Annotated in this window: 9 protein-coding genes; 2 read left to right on the top strand and 7 right to left on the bottom strand. The window is 49.4% G+C overall.

Going from position 1 to position 24909, the window contains the following annotated elements; translation table 11 throughout:
- Window positions 1-312 precede the first annotated feature (312 nt).
- Entirely contained in the window at window positions 313-2283 is a 1971-nt protein-coding gene (locus AC5YBX_RS11845; protein ID WP_494521321.1) for an alpha/beta hydrolase family protein, read from the top strand.
- A gap of 85 nt (window positions 2284-2368) precedes the next feature.
- Here the strand turns inward: AC5YBX_RS11845 and AC5YBX_RS11840 are convergent, their stop codons facing one another.
- Entirely contained in the window at window positions 2369-3172 is an 804-nt protein-coding gene (locus AC5YBX_RS11840) for a molybdate ABC transporter substrate-binding protein (protein ID WP_494521322.1), read from the bottom strand.
- Between the two features lie 302 nt (window positions 3173-3474).
- Window positions 3475-3726 (bottom strand): hypothetical protein, encoded by a 252-nt coding sequence (locus AC5YBX_RS11835; protein ID WP_494523732.1) that lies wholly within the window; start codon window positions 3724-3726, stop codon window positions 3475-3477.
- Between the two features lie 124 nt (window positions 3727-3850).
- Between AC5YBX_RS11835 and AC5YBX_RS11830 the strand changes: the two genes are divergently transcribed.
- Window positions 3851-6151 (top strand): penicillin acylase family protein, encoded by a 2301-nt coding sequence (locus AC5YBX_RS11830; protein WP_494523731.1) that lies wholly within the window; start codon window positions 3851-3853, stop codon window positions 6149-6151.
- Between the two features lie 105 nt (window positions 6152-6256).
- On the opposite strand, the gene pfaD is transcribed toward AC5YBX_RS11830, so the two are convergent.
- From pfaD to AC5YBX_RS11805, 5 genes are all read right to left on the bottom strand, one after another.
- On the bottom strand, window positions 6257-7879 hold the full coding sequence (pfaD, locus tag AC5YBX_RS11825; protein ID WP_494521324.1) for an eicosapentaenoate synthase subunit PfaD: 1623 nt from the start codon (window positions 7877-7879) through the stop codon (window positions 6257-6259).
- Window positions 7880-7970: 91 nt separating this feature from the next.
- Window positions 7971-13727: a hotdog fold thioesterase gene (locus tag AC5YBX_RS11820; RefSeq protein ID WP_494521325.1), complete on the bottom strand. Its 5757-nt coding sequence runs from the start codon at window positions 13725-13727 to the stop codon at window positions 7971-7973.
- Window positions 13727-15922 (bottom strand): PfaB family protein, encoded by a 2196-nt coding sequence (locus AC5YBX_RS11815; protein ID WP_494521326.1) that lies wholly within the window; start codon window positions 15920-15922, stop codon window positions 13727-13729. The genes AC5YBX_RS11820 and AC5YBX_RS11815 overlap by 1 nt, the downstream gene beginning before the upstream one ends.
- Window positions 15922-23718 (bottom strand): SDR family NAD(P)-dependent oxidoreductase, encoded by a 7797-nt coding sequence (locus AC5YBX_RS11810; protein WP_494523730.1) that lies wholly within the window; start codon window positions 23716-23718, stop codon window positions 15922-15924. The genes AC5YBX_RS11815 and AC5YBX_RS11810 overlap by 1 nt, the downstream gene beginning before the upstream one ends.
- On the bottom strand, window positions 23718-24596 hold the full coding sequence (locus AC5YBX_RS11805; protein WP_494521328.1) for a transposase family protein: 879 nt from the start codon (window positions 24594-24596) through the stop codon (window positions 23718-23720). Before AC5YBX_RS11805 ends, AC5YBX_RS11810 begins: the two co-directional genes overlap by 1 nt.
- Window positions 24597-24909 lie beyond the last annotated feature (313 nt).

Here is a 24909-nt window from a genome sequence, read left to right as displayed (position 1 = left end):
GCTGTTGCTTTACGTTTGGATATGCGAGTTTGGTTGTTTGTTTTTATGTTAATTTTGTTGGTTCTTTGCAACATAACCTACGGTATATCAAAGAGAATCGGATGTAAACAAGGTGGTTAAAAAGTTGCGTAATAGTTGTTAATGTTGTAAGTATTGCTTTGCTTTATATGTCTCTGAGGATATTTATTCTGATAAATAATGCTCAGGTAGGTTTATATTTCACTAAAGCTCGACATTTATTGTTAATGGCATGGAGTGTCATAGTGACAACGCGAGATTTATTGAGTGATATTTGATAATGGAAGGTTGTATATGGTGAAGGGGTCTAAAGTCTTGCTTACGGCAGGAATGTTATTTTTAAGTAGTAGTGCGGTAGTTTCTGCAGCCACTGATGTTGAGCAATTTTCTAAACACAGTATGTTTAATAATGTCAAAATTTCTCCAGATGGTCGTTATTTAGCTGCGACTTACCCCTTTAAGGAGCATAGGCGACTGGCAATCATTAATAATGCTGATCAAAAGATAGTTTGTAATTTTTTCTTTAAGGATGATGAGTCAGTTCAGGGTTTTTGGTGGGCAAATGACGAACGTGTATTGATGACAATTTCTACACAGTCAGGTCAATACGCGGCCCCTTTTCTGACCGGTGAGTTATTTGCGGGTAATTATGATTGCTCTAAAAAAGAGCAATTATTCGGAGTGCGTAATAACGATATTGCAGCGGCAAATATAGAAAGCCTGTTGATGGATGATCCCGAAAACATATTAATTTCATCAAATTTAGAAAAAAAGCAATTTAGTAATTTATATAAATTAGATATTTATAATGGAAAACGTCAGTTAGTCGAGAAAGCGAATTTTGAAAACGCTTCAATTGTGTTAGACAACGACGATAAGTGGCGAGTAAGTCAGTCAATGGTGACGGAGCGTAAGGGCATCTTAAAAGCTGAAGGCTCTGGAGACATGATCACTTATCTTCGCGATAGTAAAGATAATTGGCAAAAACTGTCTTTAATTGATTTGGTGCGTACCAGTGCTCAAGGTTCGGCAAATGTAGTTGGATTTAGTGCTGATAATAACTACATGTATACATTAGATAATACAGAAGCCAGTACACAAGGTATCTATAAAATAGAATTAGCGACAGGTAAGCGTGAACTCATGTATCGCAATGAGATAGTTGATTCACGCCCCTTGATGGATGTTTATACATCAAAAGAAGGTAAGCGTATAAAAGAAGTTGTAGGCGCAGTTTTCCATGATGGAAAACCCGACCTGGTCTTTTTTGATGAAGAGTCTGCATTTGCTAAAGAGTTTAGGGGGTTACAACAAGCGTTTAAAGGTAACGTCTTGAGTATCACTTCAAAAACAGCTGATAACAATAAATGGGTATTGATGACGTACTCGGATGTTAATCCTGGTAAGTTTTTTATTTATGATAGAGTGACGAAAAAGGCATCGTTTCTAGCAGCCTCTCGACCATGGATTGATGAGACTAAAATGTCTCATAAAACGCCTGTCAGCTTTGTTGCACGTGATGGATTGACTATCCATGGCTACTTAACCATCCCCAAAGGTAGTGAAGGGAAAAATTTACCACTGATTGTTCACCCCCACGGTGGTCCTCATGGGCCTAGGGATTACTGGGGATTTGAAGATGAAGTACAAGTATATGCCAGTGAAGGTTATGGCGTTCTTCAGATCAACTTTCGTGGCTCTGGCGGCTATGGTCGTGAATTTGAAGATGGTGGCTACGGTCAGTGGGGCGGAGAGATGCAGGATGACTTAACCGATGGTACCCTATGGGCGATAAAACAAGGGTATGCAGATAAAGATAAGATTTGTATTTCTGGTGCGAGTTATGGTGGTTATGCAGCACTAATGGGGGTAGTTAAAGAACCGGATCTTTATAAATGTGCTATTGGCTATGTTGGGGTATATGACTTACCTTTGATGTTCAGCAAAGGCAATGTTGCTGAAAGACTTGGTTGGGGTAAGCAATATATGGAAGAAGCTTTTGGCGGTACTGAAGCTGAAATGAAGAAAAACTCTCCTGCATACCATGCCGATAAAATCAAAGCCGGTGTATTTTTAGTTCATGGCGGGCGAGATGAGCAAGCTCATTATGAGAATGCCTATGTCATGCGCGATGCTTTGACTAAGGCGGGTAAAGAGCCTAAGTGGTTGTGGAAACAAACAGAAGGTCATGGTTTCTATGACGAGGATAACCGCAAAGAGCTTTATACGGAAATGGCTTCTTTCTTAAAAACCTATTTGAATTAAATCTCTGAGCTAGATGATAAGCTTAAAGCCACCTTTATAAGGTGGCTTTTTATTGGATTTCGTTTATTGGTTTTTAACTTAGTAATTACGGTGCATCGAAGCCGTATTCTGCCAGAATGGCTTGGCCTTGTGGCGCGATTATAAAATTGGCTAATTCATTGGCGTGAGGGTGGGCACCATTGAGCACCGTGAGGCCATAGTTAGCGCCGACGCTGAGATTGTCGGGTAGGGCGATTATCTGCAGTGTATTCACCTGCTTTTTGGCCAATACTGCGTTGGTGCAATAGGTCAAAAAAATATCAGCTTGGTGGTTTTCCATCACCCAGCCATAGGGATTGCGGCCATCAGGTGCTTTAGCACTGGTTGGGCCGCCGGTTAATTGCAAGGCTTTGCTGCTTAGTATTTTTTGGGCATTTGGTGACAGTTTTTCCGCTCGCTCGAATACCTTAAAAGCATAATCCCCAGCGGGATCGGCTTTGGGAGTCGAGGTGCCTAAGCGAGTCGTGTCATTTAACATCTGCTGGAGTAAGGTGGTAGGCGTTACGGTGACTTCTGGCTGGGCGAGGGCACACAGCTTATTACGGGCAAACATCACCACTTCACCACTCAGGCCCGCGTTATGCAATGCGGTGGGGTGTTTCATGTTCGCAGATGCATACAGGTCGACTTTTTCTCCCTGCTCAATACGTTGACGTAGCAGTCCTGAGGGCGCAAATTGCGCATCAATATCACTAACAGTACCGCTTGTTTGTTGATATGCCCCGATGATATCTGTCATGGCGGCTTTTAAACTCCCGGCTGCGCGAAATTGCAGTGGGTTGTCATGTGCTACGGCGCTGGTGGTTAATCCGAGAGTCAGTAAGGTTCCTAATATCCATTGATGCTTCATTATTGTATTCCTATACGTAAACGATAGTTGCTCAGGGTATCAAGCCTGAGTTGATAGCGGCTCGCAATAGGGTGTTGAGTTTAGGTGAAAGACTTGCAGTAGAGATCGCTAACTTACGTTGATTATACGACAAATTGTCGCAGCCCATCATGAGAGACTTGTTTGGTTGGCTATCACTCTCAGTGAGAGAGCATTAGTAGTGCCAACAGCTTGGCCACTGCATTGAGCTTAATACCTTACAAAGGGGGGATTAAGCTCACAACTAGCCTCAATTGATCACGGCGATTACTTCATCACGGCCATTATTTCATCAGAGCCTTAGTGCCGATAATTTTAAATGCCGGAACGCCTCTGACCAACGTTGGCCTTGCAAAGGCTTGCTTACACTGAGGGCAGATACCCGGTGCGAAGGTATAGTCTTCGCTTATCCGCTCTTTAAAACATTTAACCAGTGCGCCTTTGCCTCCCTTACGGTATTTATACAGTTTGCATTTGCACTGAGCACAGACAATATCGACAGTCCGACTAGGGCCTTTCTTATTGGGTTTTGCCATAATAATATTTTGCTCTCAACGGCTTAGAGCCTAATGCTTACGTCATAAAAAATGGGGCCATACTGTTAACATATGCGCAACTTGGTTATAGTGGTGGCCATTCAAGCGAAGTTGGTGTTACTTCATGATTAACATAATAAAAAAAAGTGTCATCTTGCTGTTATCGGTTGCCTTTTTGCTGCTCGTTGGCGCCTATATTAGTTTGCACTTGAGTCTACCTAAACTGACTGGCGAATTGAAGACAGCCAAGATCAGCAGTGTAACCTCCATTGAGCGAGATAAACTAGGCACAGCGGTGATTCACGGCAAAAATCGCCAAGATGTGGCTTTTGCATTGGGGTTTGCCCACGGTCAAGACCGCTTCTTTCAAATGGATCTGCTGCGGCGTAATTCGGCGGGTGAGCTGAGTGAAATTTTTGGCCCCATAGCGGTTAACCTCGACAAACAGCGCCGTTTCCATCAACTGAGAAAGCGTGCCAATAAGGCATTGACTCAGTTGCCCGTGGCGCAGCAACAGTTGCTCGATCGTTATACCGATGGCGTCAATCAAGCGTTAGCTCAGCAGCGATTACGCTCATTCGAATACCTACTGACCCGCAGTCGCCCTGAGCCTTGGCATCCAAGTGATAGCTTGCTGGTAATTTACAGTATGTATCTGGATTTACAGAGTAATACCATAGCAAGAGATATCACGCTGACCCTAATAGATCGGATGTTTGGCAAACCGATGCGGGCATTTATCACCCAAACCTCGAACTATCAGGCGGCATTAGATCACAGTTTATTCCCCTCCGATCCGCCGCTTATTCCTATGCTCGAAAGCAGCCTAATGGCAAATCGCCGCGATAGCGTTATTGGCGAGATGGCTGAAGTTGGCAGTAATAACTGGGCGGTCACAGGCACCTTAACCGAGTCAGGACATGCCATGCTCTCTGACGATATGCACCTGTCATTTGCCGTGCCTATTATCTGGTATCGGGCGCAGCTTAATTATACTGATGCAAACGGCCAAGCGGTACAAGTGACCGGGATTTCCCTACCCGGGGCTCCCGCGATTGTGGTCGGTTCTAATGGTAAAGTGGCTTGGGGCTTTACTAATGCTTACATCGATACCGCCGATTGGGTCGCCATTACCGCCGATGAACCGTTAACCCAAGAACAAGAGCCCATTGCCTTGGCTGGTGATGTTGTGGATCATCAGGTGATAACCTCTCGCTTTGGACCGGTTAAAACCTATGCAGGTCAACCTTATGCGCTCTCTTGGGTGGCGCACCAAGATTACGCCGTCAATATGGAGTTAATGGCACTTGAGACCGTAAGCGATGCCGAGCAGGGGATAGCCATTGCCCATGGTTTTGGCGTGCCGGTGCAAAATATGTTGATTGTCGATGCTAAAGGCAATGCGGCATGGCAAATAGCGGGAGCGGTGCCGGCAAGACCCAATCCAAGTGATGTGGCGCAAGAGCCTGAGCAGGTAAAACTGTCATTGTGGCAACAAGGTGAAAGCCATTTACCGCAGGCATTCAATCCCAGCGGTGCTAGATTATGGAGTGCGAATGCGCGGGTGATGAGCACAAACGATGCAAGGCGTTTTGGCGATGGAGGCTATGCATTGGGCGCGCGCAGCGCACAAGTGCGTGATAGGTTGCAAGAGCAAGAGCAATTTAACGAAGCCGATTTTTACCGTATTCAACTGGATAATCAGGCGCGCTTTTATCGACCTTGGCATGATCTCCTACTTAAGACGTTGATGTCTCAACCGCAGCGTTTTGCCGAAGATATTCATCATCTGCAACAATGGGGCGAATGTGCTTGCAGCGAGTCGATAGGCTTTACCTTAGTGAAACAGTTTAGAAGCCAGCTTGTCGATCGCAGTTTTGCGGCGATAGAGACACCATTGAGTCAGCATCAATTAAGTCTGTCAGTGTTAAAGCGCTATCTTGAACCCGCCATGTGGCAGCTGTTACGCGAGCAGCCAGCAAGCTGGTTACCCAGTGAGTACGCTTCATGGCAGGAGTTTGTGATTGGTACCTATGTGATGGCCACTCAGTCTCTGATGGCCCAGCACAGTGAGAGTCATCGTTATGAAGACCTGGCATGGGGTAAGGTGAACACCTTGCATATTCAGCACCCGTTTAGTAAGCAGATGCCGCTGTTGAGCCGTTGGTTAGATATGCCTAAGGTGGCAGGCTTTGGCGATACCTTTATGCCTGCAGTGCAGCGTCCTAATTTTGGTGCATCACAGCGCTTTATTGTGCAGCCTGGGCTTGAGTCACAAGCTATTTTAACCATACCCGGCGGGCAGTCGGGGCATCCGCTATCGCCTTATTACCGCGCTGGATTCGATGAATATGCAGAGCAGGCCGTCACGCCGTTATTACCTGGAGCGATTCAGGCGCGTTTAGTGCTGCAACCCGCAAACTAACCAAGATACAGAGTGTTAGATAATAAAAAACCAGCCTAAGCTGGTTTTTGACTATCTATCGAACTCGCGGCTTGAACTCTAGTAGCTAGAGTTTGAACTTAGCTCTTAGGCCATGCGCTCAACGGGTTTCCAGCGCAGTAGCTCACTAGGCAGTTTTACCCCTTGGGCGGTGATGCTGTTAATGCGATTGAGGTAAGCCGCGCCGTACATCAAGTGTTTCGCCAAATCCACCGCATTGCGATTTTGGTAGTCATCTAAATAACTGCCTTTGGCCCACTGGTTAAAGGCGCCAAGTGCAGGGCCAGCCCAAATTTGGTAATCCATCTCACGGCCCACTTCACCTGAGTTTGACCAGCGGCTCGACAGTCCTAAATACCAGCGGAAAATCAGTGCCATCTTACGTTTTGGGTTACCTTCTGCGCGTTCTATCTGCTTAGGATCGCGCTCATTAAAGTGGGCGACGGTGCCCGCCCAAATATCATCGAGACTTGAGCGAAACACCTGCTTCTCAAGTTTTTCACGCTCATCGGCGGGGATGGACTCAATGGCGTCATAACGGCTGTAGATCTCATACAGCTTATTAGCGCGCATCGGAAATAGCGTGCCACGTTTAACCACCTGAAGCTTAACGCCCATCTCAAACATGTCGGCGGCAGGTGCCATGGTGACATCGGCCATCTCTGTGGTGGCCAGAAGCTTGCGGGTATGCTCACTGGCCCCGGCTTCGACACAGGCTTGGTTGATTGAACCGGTAACGATATAAGCGGCGCCCATGTTAAAGGTCGCCAATGCCGCATCTGGGGTGCCCACACCACCGCCACAACCCACGCGAAGTGGTGTTGGGTATTGGTACTTGGCTTGGATCTCCTCTTTTAGCGCGAGAATGGTGGGGAGCAGCGTAACCAAAGGACGGTTATCGGTATGGCCGCCAGAATCGGCTTCGGCAGTAATATCGTCAGCCATGGGGATCTGTTGGGCCATCTCCATCTGATCGACACTGATCAAACCCTCATCCACGAGTTTTTGTAGCATCTTCACGGGCGCAGGCATCATGAACTTTTCTGCCACTTCGGTGCGGCTCACTTTAGCGATCACCTTGTTGCCGATAACGATGTTGCCATGGGCGTCACGACTCAGACCCGCTGCGCGGTAGTAAACAATCTGTGGTGTGAGGCCTAAGAAAGCCGATGCTTCAACAGTGCGTACCTTATGCTTAAGAAACAGCTCGACGCTGCCACGCTCTAGGGCGGGTTCGCTTGGGCTATGAATAAGGTTAAACATGTAAGGGCCATTGGGCAGCGCGGCTTGAATGCGGTTAATGGCGGCTTCTACCCGGCTAGGGATCAGACCCGCAGCGCCAAATGAGCACAGAATGCCCGCTTTACCTAAGGCGATAACCAGCTCTTCAGAGGAGATGCCGTTGGCCATGGCGCCAGCATAGTAAGCATATTTTACGCCGTGAACGCGGCGAAAATTACTGTCGCCAAGGCTTTCGGTGCCCAGTGCAGGGGTGAAAGCGCTCACTGGATGGCCTTGAGTGTTGTTAGTCGTCATTAGGCTGGCTTGTGTCGCGATGCCAACGCCTTTGTCGCTGTCATTGATGACATAACAGGCGCGGCTGAAATCTTTCAGCTGCGCGGCCATGGTTGTCGTATCAAAACTGATGTCGGCATCACTGACTTGCCAAGGCCATGGCGATAATTTGTCGTTGGTTGTGGTGGGATTCATTTAAATAAGACCCTTATCATTTTTTATGCTTTATTCGATTGTCTAACTTGAGGTATTGGCGGGTGGCCAAATACCTCAAGTGATCTATTTTTTACAAGGCTTCTTCGATACAGATAGCAATGTCGGTGACTTCGTAGATACGCAGCCCATCTTTACTTAGGCTTGCGTTACCTGTGATCACCTTCTTGTCACCTTCATCTTTTATCGAGGTAATACTGACATCCATCGACATCTGCTTATTGAGTGGGTTGATCTGACCGCGATATTTCCACTTAATGTTTGACAAAATCTGGCCAAACTTAGGGTTTTTAAATCCAGCGCCCAAATCTTTACTGATGGCGTAAGTTTGCATGGTTTCGATAATGGCTTCAACGCCTAACGAACCTGGCATCACAGGATCTTGGTGGAAATGGAACTGGAAGAACCAGTCGCTAGGATCGATAGTGCGCTCAGCATAGAGATAGCCTAAGCCTTCGGTGCCGCCGTTATCGACAATCTCGACGCTATCGATAAAGTTGAGTTGTCCGCCAGCAAGGCGATAGTGAGGCTGATTGGCCGGCGCATTAAAGTGGCGCCCAGCTTTATCTAACAAATTCACTTTGGTGTCGGCACTAATGCCTTTGGCCACATGCCAAGGCTGAGTCACTTTGCCATTGTCTAAGCCCAGCTGGTCTTTAAGCGCATCGCCTTTGAAGTAGCCAAATACTGCGGTGCCGCGATAGAAGGGCTCACCGTCGGTGCTCAACTCAAAGCTGAAACTTTGAATAATATTAGTGCCAGCCATCACCGTCGACAACAGACGCGAGTCGTTGACAATGGTTTTACCGCGTAGGTCGACATCGCGTAGTAGCTCGCCACTACCATCTAGGTTGCGGAAAAACAGCTCAAGCCCCGGAAAGCCTAATGTGGTGCCCATGTAACCAGAGATGAAGCCATTAGGCTGCAAAGAGATCTCCATCAGCACCGAATAAGGCATGACAGCATGGTGGCTATTCTTATCGAAATACCACGCATCCGTTGGCACTTCATATTCGGCAATACAGCTTGACGGCTTTTTAAATTCCCCACGTTTACCGTTAACTTCTACTACGCGGGTGGTTAACTGCAGATCGCCGCACGGGGTACGTGGCGGGATCATTCCGCGATAAATTGAAAACTCAGAGCCAAAGCAGTTTTCAATATTGCCTGTGGCAAATTCAAATAGGTGGTACGGCGTAAACGGGACTGTGTCAGGCACGCGATTGGGATAATCAGGTGTGAGTGGTGCCTCTACATGTGACAGAGGGATCACGCCTTTGTTAGGTGCAGCGCTCAAATCAGGCACTTGTGCCATTAACGGTGCATTGATTGACGCACCTTGATAGCCCTTTTTAGCACTTGCTGAGTCAGCAGGCACTGTGCTGCTAATCGCCAATGGAGCGTCATAGCGGGTGCACTCATCTTGCTCTTTGATCATCACGCCGAGGTTTTGGAAGTCCACCACCACTTTGCCATTAAGCAGAATGTCGATGTTGGCTTTGGCATAAGGACGTGGGCTGAATCCAATCTCGGTCACTTCCATACGATAGGTGAGCTGGGCCGATTGCGGAAGAACCTGACCACGACAACGTACCTTTTGTGACGCATTTTCAAGTGGTTGGAAACGACCATTTTTCGTTTGGGTGTGCATCCCTAGGTGTAACATGTAGAACTGCAGTAACTGGCCACAGCCCTCTGCCATCAAGGAGCCTGCCATCACCTGATCATCTTTAAAGTGACAAGGGAAGTACCAATGGTTAGGTTCCAGTTGCTTATGACCTTCGATTAACCCTAGTCCCCATGCACCGCCCGTTCTGTCGACCTTACTGACCTGTTCGATCATCAAGAACTTCTCAGAGGCAAAACACAGTGACGGTTGAGCTGAACCTGCGTGTGACGGACCAAAACAGCCTTCAATGTCGGCCGATAATAGCTTATGAATCGCAGTGTAATCGAACTGAGTCTGCGGGCAATCCAGTAGCGGATTAAAGCGTAGCTTAGTTGCGTTATTACGGGCCTTAATTTCATCTTCTGTGCGAATGACACCCTTACCGTCGGCCAGTTCAGCATCGGTAAAGAAGCCAGCACAGCCACCATCCATCTTGAGGATCATGGTATCGCCAACGAAACACTCATAAGAGAAGAAGAACAACAGGGTATCGCCGTTACGGGCATAGTGGTTGATCTTAATATCGTATCTTAATGTGTCACCGCCCCGTGGCAGGTCGCCTAAGAAGGTGAGGGTACAGTCCAGTAGACGGTAAACGCGCTCACCCTTGTTTTCAAAATCAATACCTAAGTAGCTGATTAGCATTAAGTCACACTGACCCGATTCAACGGCAACTGCCCAAGGAATTTGGCCATCGACTAAGTAAGGCGCATCCTCTGGGATGTCATACTCAGTGGTCATTGAACTTGGCTTGTATTCATTAATGTTGGCGTCGAGTTTCGTCACCCGCGACACCAACAGATAGTCGGTGGTCGGTAGGCGAACGCGGCGCGAATAGTTATCGATTGAGGCATATTCTGGGCCAAATACTTTGGCGATGTCGCCTTCAGCATACTCGACGAGATCATGGTAATCCCAGATGCAGGGCTTGTGTGCTGGCACTGGGGCGCGGTAAGGTTCTACTTTGTCATGCTGTGGTTTAAGGGTTGGTTGCGCTTTAGCCTGCACGTGTGACTGAGCCGGCGCCGCACCAGTGGCTTGTGCAAGCTGCTGCTTGAGCAGTTGGTCAGCCACTTTAAGGCCTGTTTCACGGCTTTTTAGGAAGGCGATATGCGCCTGCTGTGTGAGCTGCTGGTTATGTTGAAATGCCGCTAACTCGCCTTGTGGCAAATCTAATTGGCTCGCATCGAATGCGCTGGGTGTGTTGCTTGTCATGATGTTCTGGGTACCTATTGCTTTAGCAATGTGAGCCTGTGTTGGCGTTTGGGCATCTGCCGCCGACGTCGCAACTGGCTGTGGGTAGCTGATTAGTTGCGACGCACGTGAAGTGGTTGGCGCTAAATGACCCTGAGCAACTTTTGCTTTGATGGTGTCTAGGCCAGGTATCGGGGTGTTAATAATATGACCCACGATATCGCGCCCACCTAAACCGACCTCTTTCACTAAGCTGCGCTCAGCGTGGGTGCCTAAGGTGTGTGCCAGTCGCTGAGTCAGTGCTGTGCACTGCGCGGCATCTTGACTGATGTGGGTTAGCGAACACTGATTTTCACTGATGTTAGCGATCACCGCATGCTGACTTGTATCTTGCGCACCTTGTTGATTGCATTGTTGATTGAGGCGCAGCAGGCCATAGATAAGGCTGGTCATGCCTGCGGCGGCAAAGCTGTGTCCAAGCTGTTGTTGACCCTGCTCATAACGTGCATGGGTTAGCGGCAATGCTTGTTGCAATTGGTCGCATGTCAACGCGCTGCCTGGAGCAATACTCTGCTCAACTAGACTGATTTGTGCGCCATGGGTGCCTGTGAGTGTCAGTAACTCATCGGCGACGCGGCTAACCGTGCTGGTGGCGCCAAAGTTTACGCTCTCAATGGTGGCATAACTTTGCTTGGCTTGGGCAAGTGGTTCGAGCACTATCGCCCCCGCGCCCTCTGCCAGTTTCCAGCCTGTATCGCTTGGGGTTACCGCCATCGGACTTACGGCATTTTTAAGCATCACCTGCTCAATGCTGCCAGAGAGGTCGACCGCGGCAATCACCACGGCATCGAGCTGTTCTTGCACCATCATATTTTCGGCCACATCGAGTGCGCGACTCACAGACTGTTCACCCGCTGAAATGGTGAAAGCAGGGCCGTTAAAATCCCAAAGGGATGCGATACGCGATGCCATGATGTTGCCAATAAAGCTGGTGTACTGGTTGAGCTTGGCAGCATCGAGCACGCTGTCCATGGCGATGGTTTCGATGGATTGATACTCACTGTCTGTGAGTGTCACGCCCATGGCATTGAGGCTTTGTTTCAATTGCGTATGCAGATTGACGCGGCCACGGAACTGATGTAGTTCAAGCTCTGTCTCCATTGCGACCAGCACGGCCACTTTCTGGCCCGGCTTTAACTTGGCATCACGAATGGCCTCGTCGGTCACCTTCATCAACATCAGTTGCTGACAGATCAAGCGATCATCTTCATTAGGCGGCAGTTTAAAGCGTAAAAAATCCAGCTCAAAACTGTCAACATAAGCCCCTTGTGGAATGGCATGGATGCCAAATTTAGCTAATAGTTCAGGGTGCTTGTCGAGCCCTTTCCAACGTTTGTTGGGGAGGTCGATAAACGCATGTTGACCCTGTTGTAAGGTCGCATCGAGTTGATTAATGGTGCTAAGCGGCCCAATGTGGCTGGCGATACCGCTAATGGCAAATGCGGGAGTTGAGCCGTTACTGCAGGCCTGTGAAGGTGCGCTTGCAGCTCTTGGCTGTTTAGCGGTGTATGACTCTAATAGTAGGTGAGCATTACAGCCACCAAAGCCAAATACCGAGACCCCTGCAAGCCGTTCATGGTTGCCTGGCTTTACCGGCCATGGGGTGACTTTATTTGGCAAAGTATGAGCACCAAATAGGCCATTTGGCGAGCCAATGGCCTCACTAATATTAATGCTGGGCGGCAATACGCCTTGGCGCATGGCGAAGATCATCTTCATGATCCCCGGCATACCAGCGGCAGTAAGTAGGTGGCCTAAGTTGGATTTGGCTGAGCCAATAAGGGGTGCGGCTGAGCCATTGAGACGTGGTGCAAAAAACTGCTCCATCGAGGCCAGTTCAACCTTGTCTCCCAGTGGCGTGCCAGTGGCATGACATTCGATCACTTCGATATTTTCTGGCGCTATGTCGCTGCTGCGATAGGCGCGTTCGAAGGCCTTTACTTGGCCTTTGCTATTTGGACTCAGTACAAACTGGCCTTTACCGTCGTTAGACAGGCCGATCCCGCTGACCACGGCGTAGATCTTATCGCCGTCGCGCTCGGCATCGTCGAGGCGTTTAAGCGCCAGTACGCCAGCGCCTTCACCGGCAAACAAGCCTTTGCTGTTTTTATCAAAGGGGGCTGAGAATCCATGATCTGGGTAGGCGTGAAAAATCGAGAACCCCATATTGATAAAGAAAGGGTCCGCGCCAGAAACGGCGCCCGCCAACATTAAATCGGCTTTGCCCGTTGCAAGGTAATCACAGGCTAATTTAAGTGAATAAACTGAGCTGGCACAGGCGGCATCTAGGCTGAGCTGCACGCGACCAAGGCCTAGCGCGTCGGCAACAACCTTAGAGGCATTATGGGCAATAGCCCCGTTGGCACAATCGATTGATGGCGTGTGTTGGGTCTGCGCGTTAAAGGCTTGCAGGCGAAAATCTCGGCTATCTAACTTGGTTTGCAAGGCCTTCTCTACCGCATTGTGATAGAGCGGCAGAAACAGCTCATTCGATTTTGCGGTTGGGAATGACAGCGCGCCCATGATGATGCCTGTGCGCTCGAGTAGCGGTGAGTCCACTGCCACGCCTGCATCGAGTAGCGCGTTACGGCTGGTATCGAGTGCCCATTTGAAACTGTCATCGAGTCCCTTGAGCTGCTCAGCCCCGATACGATAGCCGTTTGCATCGAAGATAAAGTCTTCAATATAGCCGCCGTTGTCGCAGTAGAAACGATCCGATTGGCCCTGTACACCTTGATAGTCGCTGCTATTGGCACCGAGTTTTTTATCGCTCAATGTGGTACGTGAGTCGCGTTTATCGAGTAAGTTTTGCCAAAATTGATCCGGCGTTTTAGCGTCGGGATACAGGGTCGCTAACCCGACTATCGCTATTTTGCATGGTTGAGAAGGCGCTTCATTTGAAGGCATTATGCTTCCCCTTTTAATAAGGTATTTGCCGCATCAGTTGTCTTTAGCTGCTCTTGCAGTGCTAATTGACGCTTTAGTCCCAGCTGCAACACGGTCAGGCTGACGGGGACACGATGACTGATTAACTGTCCGATCGCCTTAAGCAGAGTCGCGATATCGCTGCTCCCTTTGGCGTTTAGCGGAATAGTGCAGCATTGAGATGTAAGGTGTGCCGACGGTGATAACAGATTATCGATGAGTTTTTCACTGTCACTGCTTTTTAGTATTTTGTCTATGAGAGTGCAGTTTTGGCGATCGGCACCGATTTCGACAAATAGCCGTGCGCCTTGGCGCGTTGCACTCTGGATCAGGGCTGTAAAATCTAAGCTATTGCAGAAGGTATCGGCAATCGAGGTTGCTATCAGCTTAGGATTCAACTGACCCTGTTCATCGCCAACGCCCCTATCGATACCTTTGCCTGTATCGGCGGCGCTGATAAATGTGACTGGGTGACTCACCGCTTCTGGAACAATATTTTGCTGATAAAAAGCGATCACATTTTCATGCTGGCTGAGTGCAGGTGTCGTGTGCATTGCCGTTACACGATTGGCTGCAATCCCGCGTTTCCCCAAGGCTTTTAGTAGCTGCTGACAGCCATGCTCACAACCTGCAATCACGCAGGTGTCTCCCTGAGTAATAGCTAAGTAAACACGTGGATATTGCTCAAGCATTGAGCGAATCGACTCAGGAGTGCAGCGTACTACAAAGCTGTTCCAATGAATCACATCGCTATCGGTCAGTCCCCAAGCGCTGCGCACAGCGCTTAAGTCGCCTGAGATGACGGACGTAAATAGCGGATCGCTTTTGGTTTTGTCGATCAAGAGATGAGGCTGCTGCCATACGTCAAGACTGGCCCACATTGAGGCTTCGCCCATGGAGTAACCTAGCGCGTATTCTGGCTTAACATCAAACTCATCCATTAATAGTTTGCTCAGCAGATAACTCGCACCTACGCCTGCAATCGCCATATCGCCCAGCGCCATCTGCTCTGTGATCTGTTTGTCGCTATGATAGATCTCATCAGCCTGTAACATGGCTTTGAGATCGCCTTGCTGCTCTAAGCGGGCATAGAGCGCAGGGAAATAGTGATGCAGTTCGCTGAGCATGTCGTGGTAGACAGTGCCAACACCAGGATAAACAAAGGCCAGGTGTTGTTGTCCAAGTGGCTCGGCCGTAAAAAAGCTTCCAGCTGGGGTTTTGTATTGTCCTTTTTCTTTAAACACTCCGCCTAACGCATCACTCATACAGGCAATCTCTTGCGTGAGAGACTCTATGCTAGTGGCTTGCAATGTGAGCGCAAAACGTGGACTGGTACTGATTTCAAATTCATGTAAATTTTCCTGCATTAACTCCAGCAAAGATGACGTGATCTTTGAATTGTCGACCATCAACCTAATACTATCTAGCTCAGCGGCTAACGCCCACAAACCTTGATTTAACTCGGCTTCACTGGTGCCAGAGATTAAGAAGAATAGGCGCTGTGCTTTGAGCAAGGATCTTGCTTTTAATCGACCCGTACCTTGGGTCAGCACAATGGCTACATGGATCATTGCACTATCTGCGGGGTCAAATTGCAGATTTAACCTTGCTACACGTGCCTGATAACGCTCTGTAAACCAATAGTGGCTCGAGTTATCGTCACGGGTAATGGTGCGCTGTGCGATATCGATAATCAGTTGGCAAAGCGCGTCAAATGCAAGTTGATTGCGTTCAACCTCTGGATGACTCACTTGTTCATTATTAATAACAAGAGTGCGCTGACAGTTTACCGCGCTCAGATCTCGCTTAGCTTGTTTTAGCGCGAGGTTCGATGCCACGTCAGCAGTTTTGGCATATTGCACCCCAGCGAGATACGCGTGCGGATGCAGCTTTCGCTGCGCGGCCACAAGTGCGGGCATTAATACCAAACTGCTTTGCGGTGCCTGAATGTTGACTACTTCGCCAGCGGCCACAAGGTCTAGCGCCATTTCAAGATTTGTTGTGAACCTGTCAAGCTCAATCACCAAGATAGGTTCATTGCTCAGCTCGCTAGGCATAACGTCTGCCATATTAATCACGAGCGCGGCGACACGCAGTGGCGCCGCCTCATCTTGGTCAAGCTTGCTATCGCTTTGCGTTGCACTCCCTTTATTGAGAGTCCCATTATTGAGTGTCACTATGCATGATCCTCTTTAATGTGTTGCTCGTTAACAAAAGCGCCGTTAAGCGATTTGCTAATGGTCACTTTTGCCGATCTCATTACGCAGCTTAATTGGCCATTTTGATGATACAGGGCGACATCAGCGATGAGCTGTCGGCTGCTGGTTTTAAGGACGGTGAGTTCAATATAACCATTGTCGCCAAAGTCCATAGGTAACACACTGACGAACTCGCCAATGGTCGAGGGTAGGCTGGCAGCACCATAGGTTAATCTTGCCCAAACTAGCATCGCTTGCAGTAGCAGATCTTCAGCAAAAGGCTGACACCCTTTAGCCGTTAAGCTTGGGGTAAAGTCGCCACAATCTTGCTTGGCCACATTAGGCAGCTGACAGCTAACCACTAAGCCGTGCTCATTAAAGCGCAGCACCTTATCTAAGCCTTGTAAACGCGGACCATGGAACAGGGTGCCGTCGCTGTAAAGCCTAGCTTTATCCGTTACAGGCACGACTTGGCTGAGCTCATCAAACTGCTTAGTGCTATGTTGCACGTCGCCTGCATTCACTAATAGTGCCTGATACTGAGGCCGTCCTTCACAGCTGATTAACGCCTTAATACCTTTGAGTGCACCCGCTTCATATTGCGGGGTTAAGCTCATCATTAAGGTTTGGCTCTCGCCTGAGTCGAACACTATGCCTTTGAGTAACTTGTAGTCTTGCACCATGAGCGTTAGCCCATACTGCTCAAGCGCCGCTTCGCGCATCCATTGGATAGCACAGACCGTTGGCAATACGGGATTGCCACCAATGCGGTGATCTCGAACAAAGGTCAATGCATCAGGCTTTAGCACTCGCTTAAGTGTCACTTCAGTCAGTGCGGTGACGTCGCGCTGCGGGCGCTGTGCAACTTGCACCTCACCCGCATTAGGCTTTTTTACAGTCGCTTCCTTAGTGGCAGTGTTACTTTTGCTGTTGCCTTGCATGTCTGTGCCCACGAGCAGCTGCACGCCACTCTCTGTGAGTAGTTGGGTTGCAAATAGCTCCGCACCTGCTTGCAGAGGGATCACATACACGCCTCGGTCAGTAAACATCTTTTTCAGCGCCGGGTTAACCATGCCGCCATCCCAAGGTCCCCAGTTAAAGCTCATCACTTTGGCACTTGGGTGCTTTGCCGACAGTTGCAGTGCCGCTTTGTTAAGGATGTCGTTCGACATGGCATAGTCGCTTTGGCCAGTATTGCCGTAGAAACCTGCCGCCGAGGAGAACATGGCAACCAGTTTTAGCTGGCTGGTATCAATGACAGAAAGCAGTGCCTTGAGGCCGTTGACTTTGGTGCCATAAACCCGTGCCAGTTCATCTAAGGTTTTGTCTTGGATATGTTTGTCAGCCAAGACACCAGCACCATGGATAAGGCCTGTGATTGGCGTTATCTGAGTGATAGCGCTCAGTGCGCTGTTTACCGAGTCAGCATTGCTCACATCCATGCTGATGTATTCGGCGCTCGCGCCTACTGCGTTAAACGCATCCAGCGCGGCATTGATCTCTAAACTGCTCTGTACCGGCCACACGAGTGCATCTACCTGCTTAGGCGTTGGTTTGTCACCCGAGGCAATAATGTGGGCAATCGCGGCTGATTTGAGCTCAGTGGCAGATTTACCTTGTGCCCAGCTGGGCAGATTGTTAAGGGTCACATGTTGGCTACGACCCGCCAAGATAAAGTGAGACTGACAACGCTTAGCGAGAGCTAGGGCACACTCAAAGGTTACGCCTTTTGCACCCCCGGTCACCAGTATTTTATCTGCGCTGTTTAGCTCACTTTTTGCTGTTTTTACGCTCGCATCGCCTGCAATCAGGGCTGTGCGCTGCAGTTGACCTTGCTCATTGAGGCTTAAACCTGCTTCGTTCAATGTTGCATTGCTATCAAACAGCTCGTTGGCGATGGCATCACTTAAGCGGCTGGCATCCAATGCAGGTGCGATGTCTAATGCACGGCAAAATACGCTTGGCCACTCGTGACTTAATGTCTTGGTGAGACCAGCCAGTGCGGCTTGGTTGAGCTCTGCAGTTTTTAACTGTTCAAGGTCTAAATAACCGAAGCCACCGTCAATACGACTGACGCTGATGAACGCGCGTCGCGCACCGGTATCTTGGGTTAATTTAGCTTGCAACAACTTGGCCCACAAGAAGGCTTGGCTCAAGTGATTGAAGCTGTCGTCGCTAAGCTGCACGCTGCTATTATCTGTTGCTTGCGTCTCTTGTGGGTGCAAGTGAACAAAGCCGCTGATAGTGCCTAACTGCTTTTCAATCTGATCAATTACGGCAGCGATGCCAGTTTCATCTGCACTGTCAGCTTGAAAGCTTTTGATATCACTGTTTAGCGGTGACTGTGGTTGACCTTTCGGTAAACGCACTACGGCCACGTTTAAGCCCTGTTTAACCAGTTTCTCGGCTAGCACACCTGCATTATGGCCATCATCATTGATCACAATGTGAGTGTTAGCGGCGAAACAGTTGTTAACTAACTCCGCCGCATCAAGCTTTTTTAGCGCTACCTCGCTGTGAGGTGGCAGTTCAACACTCGGCTCGCTTGAGATCGCAGCAGGCTTATCATTTAAGGGCTCAGCCTTTACAGGCGCAGCGATTGATGAAGCGCCGAGCTTACTGTTCATATAGCTAACAATTTCACCTAAGGTACGACACTCAGCTAAATCTTCTGGGTTTAACTCAGGTAGACCCGGTAGCTCGTCTTGCACTGTGCCCAAAATTTCAACGCGCTTGATAGAGTCGATACCTAAATCGGCTTCCATATCCATCTCTAGGGCGAGCATCTCTGTTGGGTAACCGGTTTTCTCGGCCACCACGTTCATCATGGTGCTCTGCACTTGCTCGTTAGTCAGGCCGCCTTGAACAGGCGCAGCAGTCATGGCAGGAGTGAGGGCAACAGGCGCAGCGGCTATCGCTGGTAACTTGCTGTTCATATAGGCCACGATTTCACCTAAGGTGCGACACTCGGCTAAGTCTTCTGGGCTGAGCTCAGGTAGCCCTGGCAGCTCATCTTGCACTGTGCCCAAAATTTCAACGCGCTTGATAGAGTCGATACCTAAATCGGCTTCCATATCCATCTCGAGGGCGAGCATCTCGGTGGGGTAACCGGTTTTCTCTGCCACCACGTTCATCATGGTGTTGTGCACTTGCTCGTTAGTCAGACCGCTTTGAACAGGCGCAGCAGTCGTGGCAGGAGTGAGGGCCGCTGGCGCATTTGCAGCAACGGGCGCAGCGGCTATCGCTGGTAACTTGCTGTTCATATAGGCCACGATTTCGCCTAAGGTGCGACACTCGGCTAAGTCTTCTGGGCTGAGCTCTGGTAGCCCTGGTAGCTCATCTTGCACTGTGCCTAAAATTTCAACGCGCTTGATAGAGTCGATGCCTAAATCGGCTTCCATATCCATCTCAAGGGCGAGCATCTCAGTTGGGTAACCGGTTTTCTCTGCCACCACGTTCATCATGGTGTTGTGCACTTGCTCGTTAGTCAGACCGCTTTGAACAGGCGCAGCAGTCGTGGCAGGAGTGAGGGCAGCTGGCGCATTTGCAGCAACGGGCGCAGCGGCTGTCGCTGGTAACTTGCTGTTCATGTAAGCAACGATTTCACCTAAGGTGCGACACTCGGCTAAGTCTTCTGGGCTGAGCTCTGGTAAACCTGGTAGCTCATCTTGCACTGTGCCTAAAATTTCGACGCGCTTGATAGAGTCGATGCCTAAGTCGGCTTCCATATCCATCTCAAGCTCAAGCATCTCAGTTGGGTAACCGGTTTTCTCGGCTACCACGTTCATCATGGTGCTATGCACTTGCTCGTTAGTTAGACCGCTTGGAGCCGACGCGCTTGTTGTAACGGGTGCACTGCCAACGGCTGGCAGTTTACTGTTCATGTAAGCAACGATTTCACCTAAGGTGCGACACTCAGCTAAGTCTTCTGGGCTGAGCTCTGGCAAACCTGGTAGCTCATCTTGCACTGTGCCTAAAATTTCAACGCGCTTGATAGAGTCGATGCCTAAGTCGGCTTCCATATCCATCTCAAGTTCAAGCATCTCGGTTGGGTAACCGGTTTTTTCAGCCACTACCGACATCATGGTCGCTTGCACTTTATCAGCAGAAAGCGCGTTGCTTGGCGCTGGTTCAACGACTGGGCTTGCAACAACTGGCGTTATAACGGCTGGTGCAGTAACTGCCACGACAGGCGCTACAGCTTTTGGTGCTACCGCAGGGGCAACGATAGGTGCAGCCTTTGTCATTGAGGTTGCCGCAGTGCTAGCCAATGGTGCAGCGGTAACGACTGGGGCTGACTGGGTTGGCGCTGCTTGTACTGGCGCTGGCGGAGTTGTAGCGATTGCACCATGATTTAACAGTTCAAGCGCAGCAGTACTGCTTTGTGCTTGCAGTTCAAGGAACTGTGTATGGCTTTGCAGCGTTTGCGCCTGATGCTGGTGGAACTGCTCCATTGAGCGTTGCAGACTTTCTGGAATAGTCATTCCAGAGGCTGCCATCTGTGCTTGCGCGGTCATCAAGCTAGTGAAGGTTTCACCATATTGCTGAGGAATTGACAGGAACTGCTGATGCAATGCCGCCGCTTGGCTTTGGGCTGCAAAGAACTGGCTTAGGGCATCGTTGCTCACTGGCGTGGCCATGGTGGTAGCCATTTTGGGCGCAGCCGCTTGTGCTGGGGTATTGTTTACAGGCGAACGGTTTACCGCGCCGTTGTTTTCTACGACTTTTTCCACAACTTTCTCAACTTCCACAATCTTCTCTACTTCTACAATTTTCTCGACTTCGACCACTTTCTCAACTTCAACTAATTTTTCAACTATTTGACTCGAGATCGCACCTGTCTGTAACGATTTGGCCATCTTAGCCTGAGTTGCTGGGCTAATATGATTGGTCGCTGTCAGCTTGATGTTCATTGCCGATGGCTGCTCTTCGGCCGCTATTGGCGCCGCATAAGGATCGAGGTTTTCTAATGCAATACCATTAACAGCTAGTTGAACTGCCGCTTGACGCAGTTGCACATCGCTATTGCCTTTAGGATTTGGGTTGATGCTGACAGTGCACAGTTCGCTCATCTTGTCGCTAAGGGTGTTTTCAACCAATTTTTGTAAGATGTTTTTAGGACCGAACTCAACAAATACACGGGCACCCGCATCATACATGGCTTGCAACTGCTCGCTAAAACGAACCGATTGCAGCATATGTTGCTTAAACTCGCTCTTAATGGTCTTCGCGGCCGAGTTATACTGTTGGCCTGTGGCATTTGAGTAGATCGGGCGTTGTGGCTTAGTGAATTTCGCCGCATCGATAGCCTTAGCAAACGGAGCTTGAGCATGGCCAACCAATGGCGTATGGAACGCACCCGAAACCGGCAGTGAGATCGCTTTAAAGCCGATGTCACTTAAGGCTTTTGCTGCCTCTGAAGTTGCGGCGGTAGGGCCTGCAATCACTAGCTGAGTTGGCGCGTTGTAGTTTGCCACTTTTACGCCATCAAATTTGGCGATAGTTGATTCAAGTAATTCAAGATCACTGGCAGCTTTGGTGATAATGGCATACATTGCGCCGCTATCCACACCGTCATCAAGCTTAGTCGCCATGGCATCGCCGCGGGCAAAGGTGAGCTTGTAGTAATCGTCACTGCTGATAACCCCTGCGGCACAAAGCGCACTGAGTTCACCAAAGCTGTGGCCAGCGACCATGTCAGCTTCAAAACCTGCGGCGGTCAGTAACGCGTATTGGCCCATTGAGATGGCACCAATCGCACTTTGTGCGTTAGCTGTGTTGGTTAATAGTGCTTCTTGTGCCTTTTTAGCCTCAGTGCTAAACACTGGAATAGGGTAAACAACCTGAGACAATGGTGTCTTGTTGTGGGCATCAAACACCTTGTCAGCGCGTACAAATTGCTGGCGTATCTCTGGGAAGTGGCAAGCGAGTTCACGGCCCATATTGAGGTACTGTGAGCCTTGCCCTGCAAAGAGGGCGGCCACTTTACCCTCTGTCATTGCTGCGGCGCGGTAATGAATACCACCTGGCAGTGACCAGTGAGCCTCGTCACTAGATTGCAGCTTGGTTAGCGCCTGATTTATCAGCTTAATGAGCTCGTCATTGCTGCTAGCGACCAAGCCTAGGCGCGGGGCATTAGCCTCAAGTTTTCGTAGACCATAACCGCTGGCGATGTCGGTTAGGCGAGTGCCATTGTTGGCGGCGCTGAGGGCGCTATTGAGGCTTGCGATTAACTCAGCGTTATTCGTGCCACTAAATAGCAGGCTTTGAGCAACGCTGCGCTGACGGTATTGGGTCAGCTGGCTATCGGTACGCGCATGTTCACTGTTGTACTCTTCCAATACAAAGTGGAAGTTAGTGCCGCCAAAACCAAATGAGCTGATCCCCGCGCGGCGCGGCGTGCCATCGGGACGAGGCAGCCAAGGGCGAGTTTCAGTGTTTAAGTAAAACGGTGAGTTTTCGATATCCAGTTTTGGATTTGGCTCGCTGACATTAATGGTAGCTGGCAACACCTTGTGGTGCAGCGCTAGTGCCGCCTTGATCAACCCTGCGGTTCCCGCGGTTGATTTGGTGTGACCGATTTGCGATTTTACCGAACCCAGCGCGATATGTTGTTTGCTGTCATTGTCCTCTGCAAATACTGAGCTTAAGCCCCTAAATTCGGCCGCATCACCGGCGGCTGTGCCCGTGCCGTGCGCTTCGATAAGCCCAAGAGTGTGGGGCGCAAAGCCTGCGTCATCATAGGCGCGTTTAAGTGCCTTAGCTTGACCTTCAGGGCGCGGTGCATAGATAGACTTAAATTTGCCGTCTGACGATGCACCTATGCCTTTGATCACTGAATAGATACGATCGCCGTCACGCTCCGCATCCTCAAGACGCTTAAGCGCTATCATGCCGATGCCTTCGCCAATCATCATCCCTTTAGAGTCGATATCAAAGGGCTGAATGGTTTCATTGGTGGTAAAGGCGGGGGTCTTTGAGAAGCTCATATACATCGAAGGAGAGTTGTCGGTACACACACCACCTGTGATCATCATCTCTGAGCGGCCTTCAACGAGCTCACTCAGCGCCATACGCATAGCGGCTAATGAACCAGCACACGCGGCGTCGACAACACAGTTCATACCACCTAGGTCGAAACGGTTGGCAATACGGCCTGCAATCACGTTACCTAAGGAACCAGGGAATGAGTTCTCTTCCCAGTGGATATACTGGTCTTGGAATTTCTTGATCAGCATTTCACTGTCTGCATCGCTGATACCGCTGTTTTTGAATACTTTTTTAAGTACAGGGTATTGCAAGCGTGCATTGAGACTTTGACTGATCTTTTGACCGCCGCCGACCCCAAGGGTGATCCCGATTTTGTCACGATCATAATCGGCTGGCAGATTGGCATCGGCTAAGACTTCTTTGGCGACGATGAGTGACAATAACTGCGAGGTATCGGTTAACTCGAGGATATTTGGCGGTAGGCCAAACTCCATTGGGTTGAAGTTGACTTCTGGCATAAAGCCGCCGCGCTTACAGTAACTTTTGTCGGGCGCACTCTTATTGGTGTCAAAGTAGTCTTCGCTGTTCCAATGGGTGTCTGGCACTTCCGTTATCGCATCAATTTTCTCACTGATTAAGTCCCAAAACTTGTTCAGGTAGCGAGAGTTGGCAAAGATGCTGGCCATGCCAACGATGGCAATTGGCATATCTTTCAGTCGCTTATTGAGGCGTGTGTCACGCTGCTCAGCGGCTTGTTCGGCTGTAGGTTTAGCGGTCTGGCTCATTATGAGTCTCCAGTAGATGCCTGAGTGTCAGGCGTCTTGTTGTGAATGTCAGCGTCTGTGTGTGTGCCATGAGTGAGCTTGGCACCAGGGAATCGCTGTAAAAATAGGTGATAGTTGCGTACTAATAACTTACGCAAATGAAACGGCCCATGTTGTAATACGTGGGCGATATAGCGTCTTGTGGCTTGGGTATTGCCATCTTGGTATATGTCTAAATAGATCCAGTCACTGTGAGGGTCGATACCCAGTAGCACAGAGCTAGGGGTGGAGTCGGTTAGTTGTGGCGGAATGGTCAGTGATGCTACTTGCACCACAGTGTCGCCATCGGCTTGGGGCAGTGCCAAGGTATTGGCTAATGTTTCAGGGTTTAGCGTATAGGTGGCAATATCGCTCCCTTGTGCGATAGGCAATTGATTAAAATAACGCTCGGGCACGTTGGGGCTTTCGATGTCGCTGACCCGTGATACCCCATAACGCTTGAGGCAGCGAGCGAGACCAGAGCGAGATACATTGGGGTTAATAAACTGCTGAGTTACCTCTAACAATCTGTCGAGCGGCATCTTTAATTGATAGCGCAAGCCCACCACCACATATTCTTGCATTGGGGTCAACGTGGTATTGAGATGATGTGGCGTATTCGGTGTGTTATTGACTGAATCGCGCTTACGCCACTTACGTACCGTGGCTTCACTGATATTGAGCACTCTCGCCAGCTGACTTACTGGCAGATCAGAGCCTTGAATGAAGCGGCGCATCTCGGGCGTCGTCGTAGCATTTTTATGGCTTAACTCACTTAATCTGCTGGCCTCAAGGCGTACAGGGCGCGCTGGTAACCTTTCATCTATCACAAGCGGGTTTTCATCCTGAGGTTCAACCATAGGCTCAGTTAAATTCCATTAATAATCAGTTGGGACAACCACCAAATCTTTGCGTACTGATGCCGAAACAACGACACCCTAGGTCACATATTTATCGATGATTCATCATTATTTGCCAGCAGACTACAGTAGGTTTACGGTCAACACAATCACCTGGGACTTAAAAGTCTCGTATGAGTACTGTTTTAGCGTACTCATGTGCGCTCAACATCAGTCTTGAGAGGCTCCCGTATGGATCACTCTTGAGTGTTTATCAATCCGTGATCTCGATCAAAAGTTACTGTGCCTGAGACGCCTATACTGGTTAACAAAT

The organism is Shewanella sp. 492, from assembly GCF_059338445.1.
Note: the sequence above shows the minus strand (reverse complement) of the source record. Positions and strands in the feature narration are given on the sequence as shown.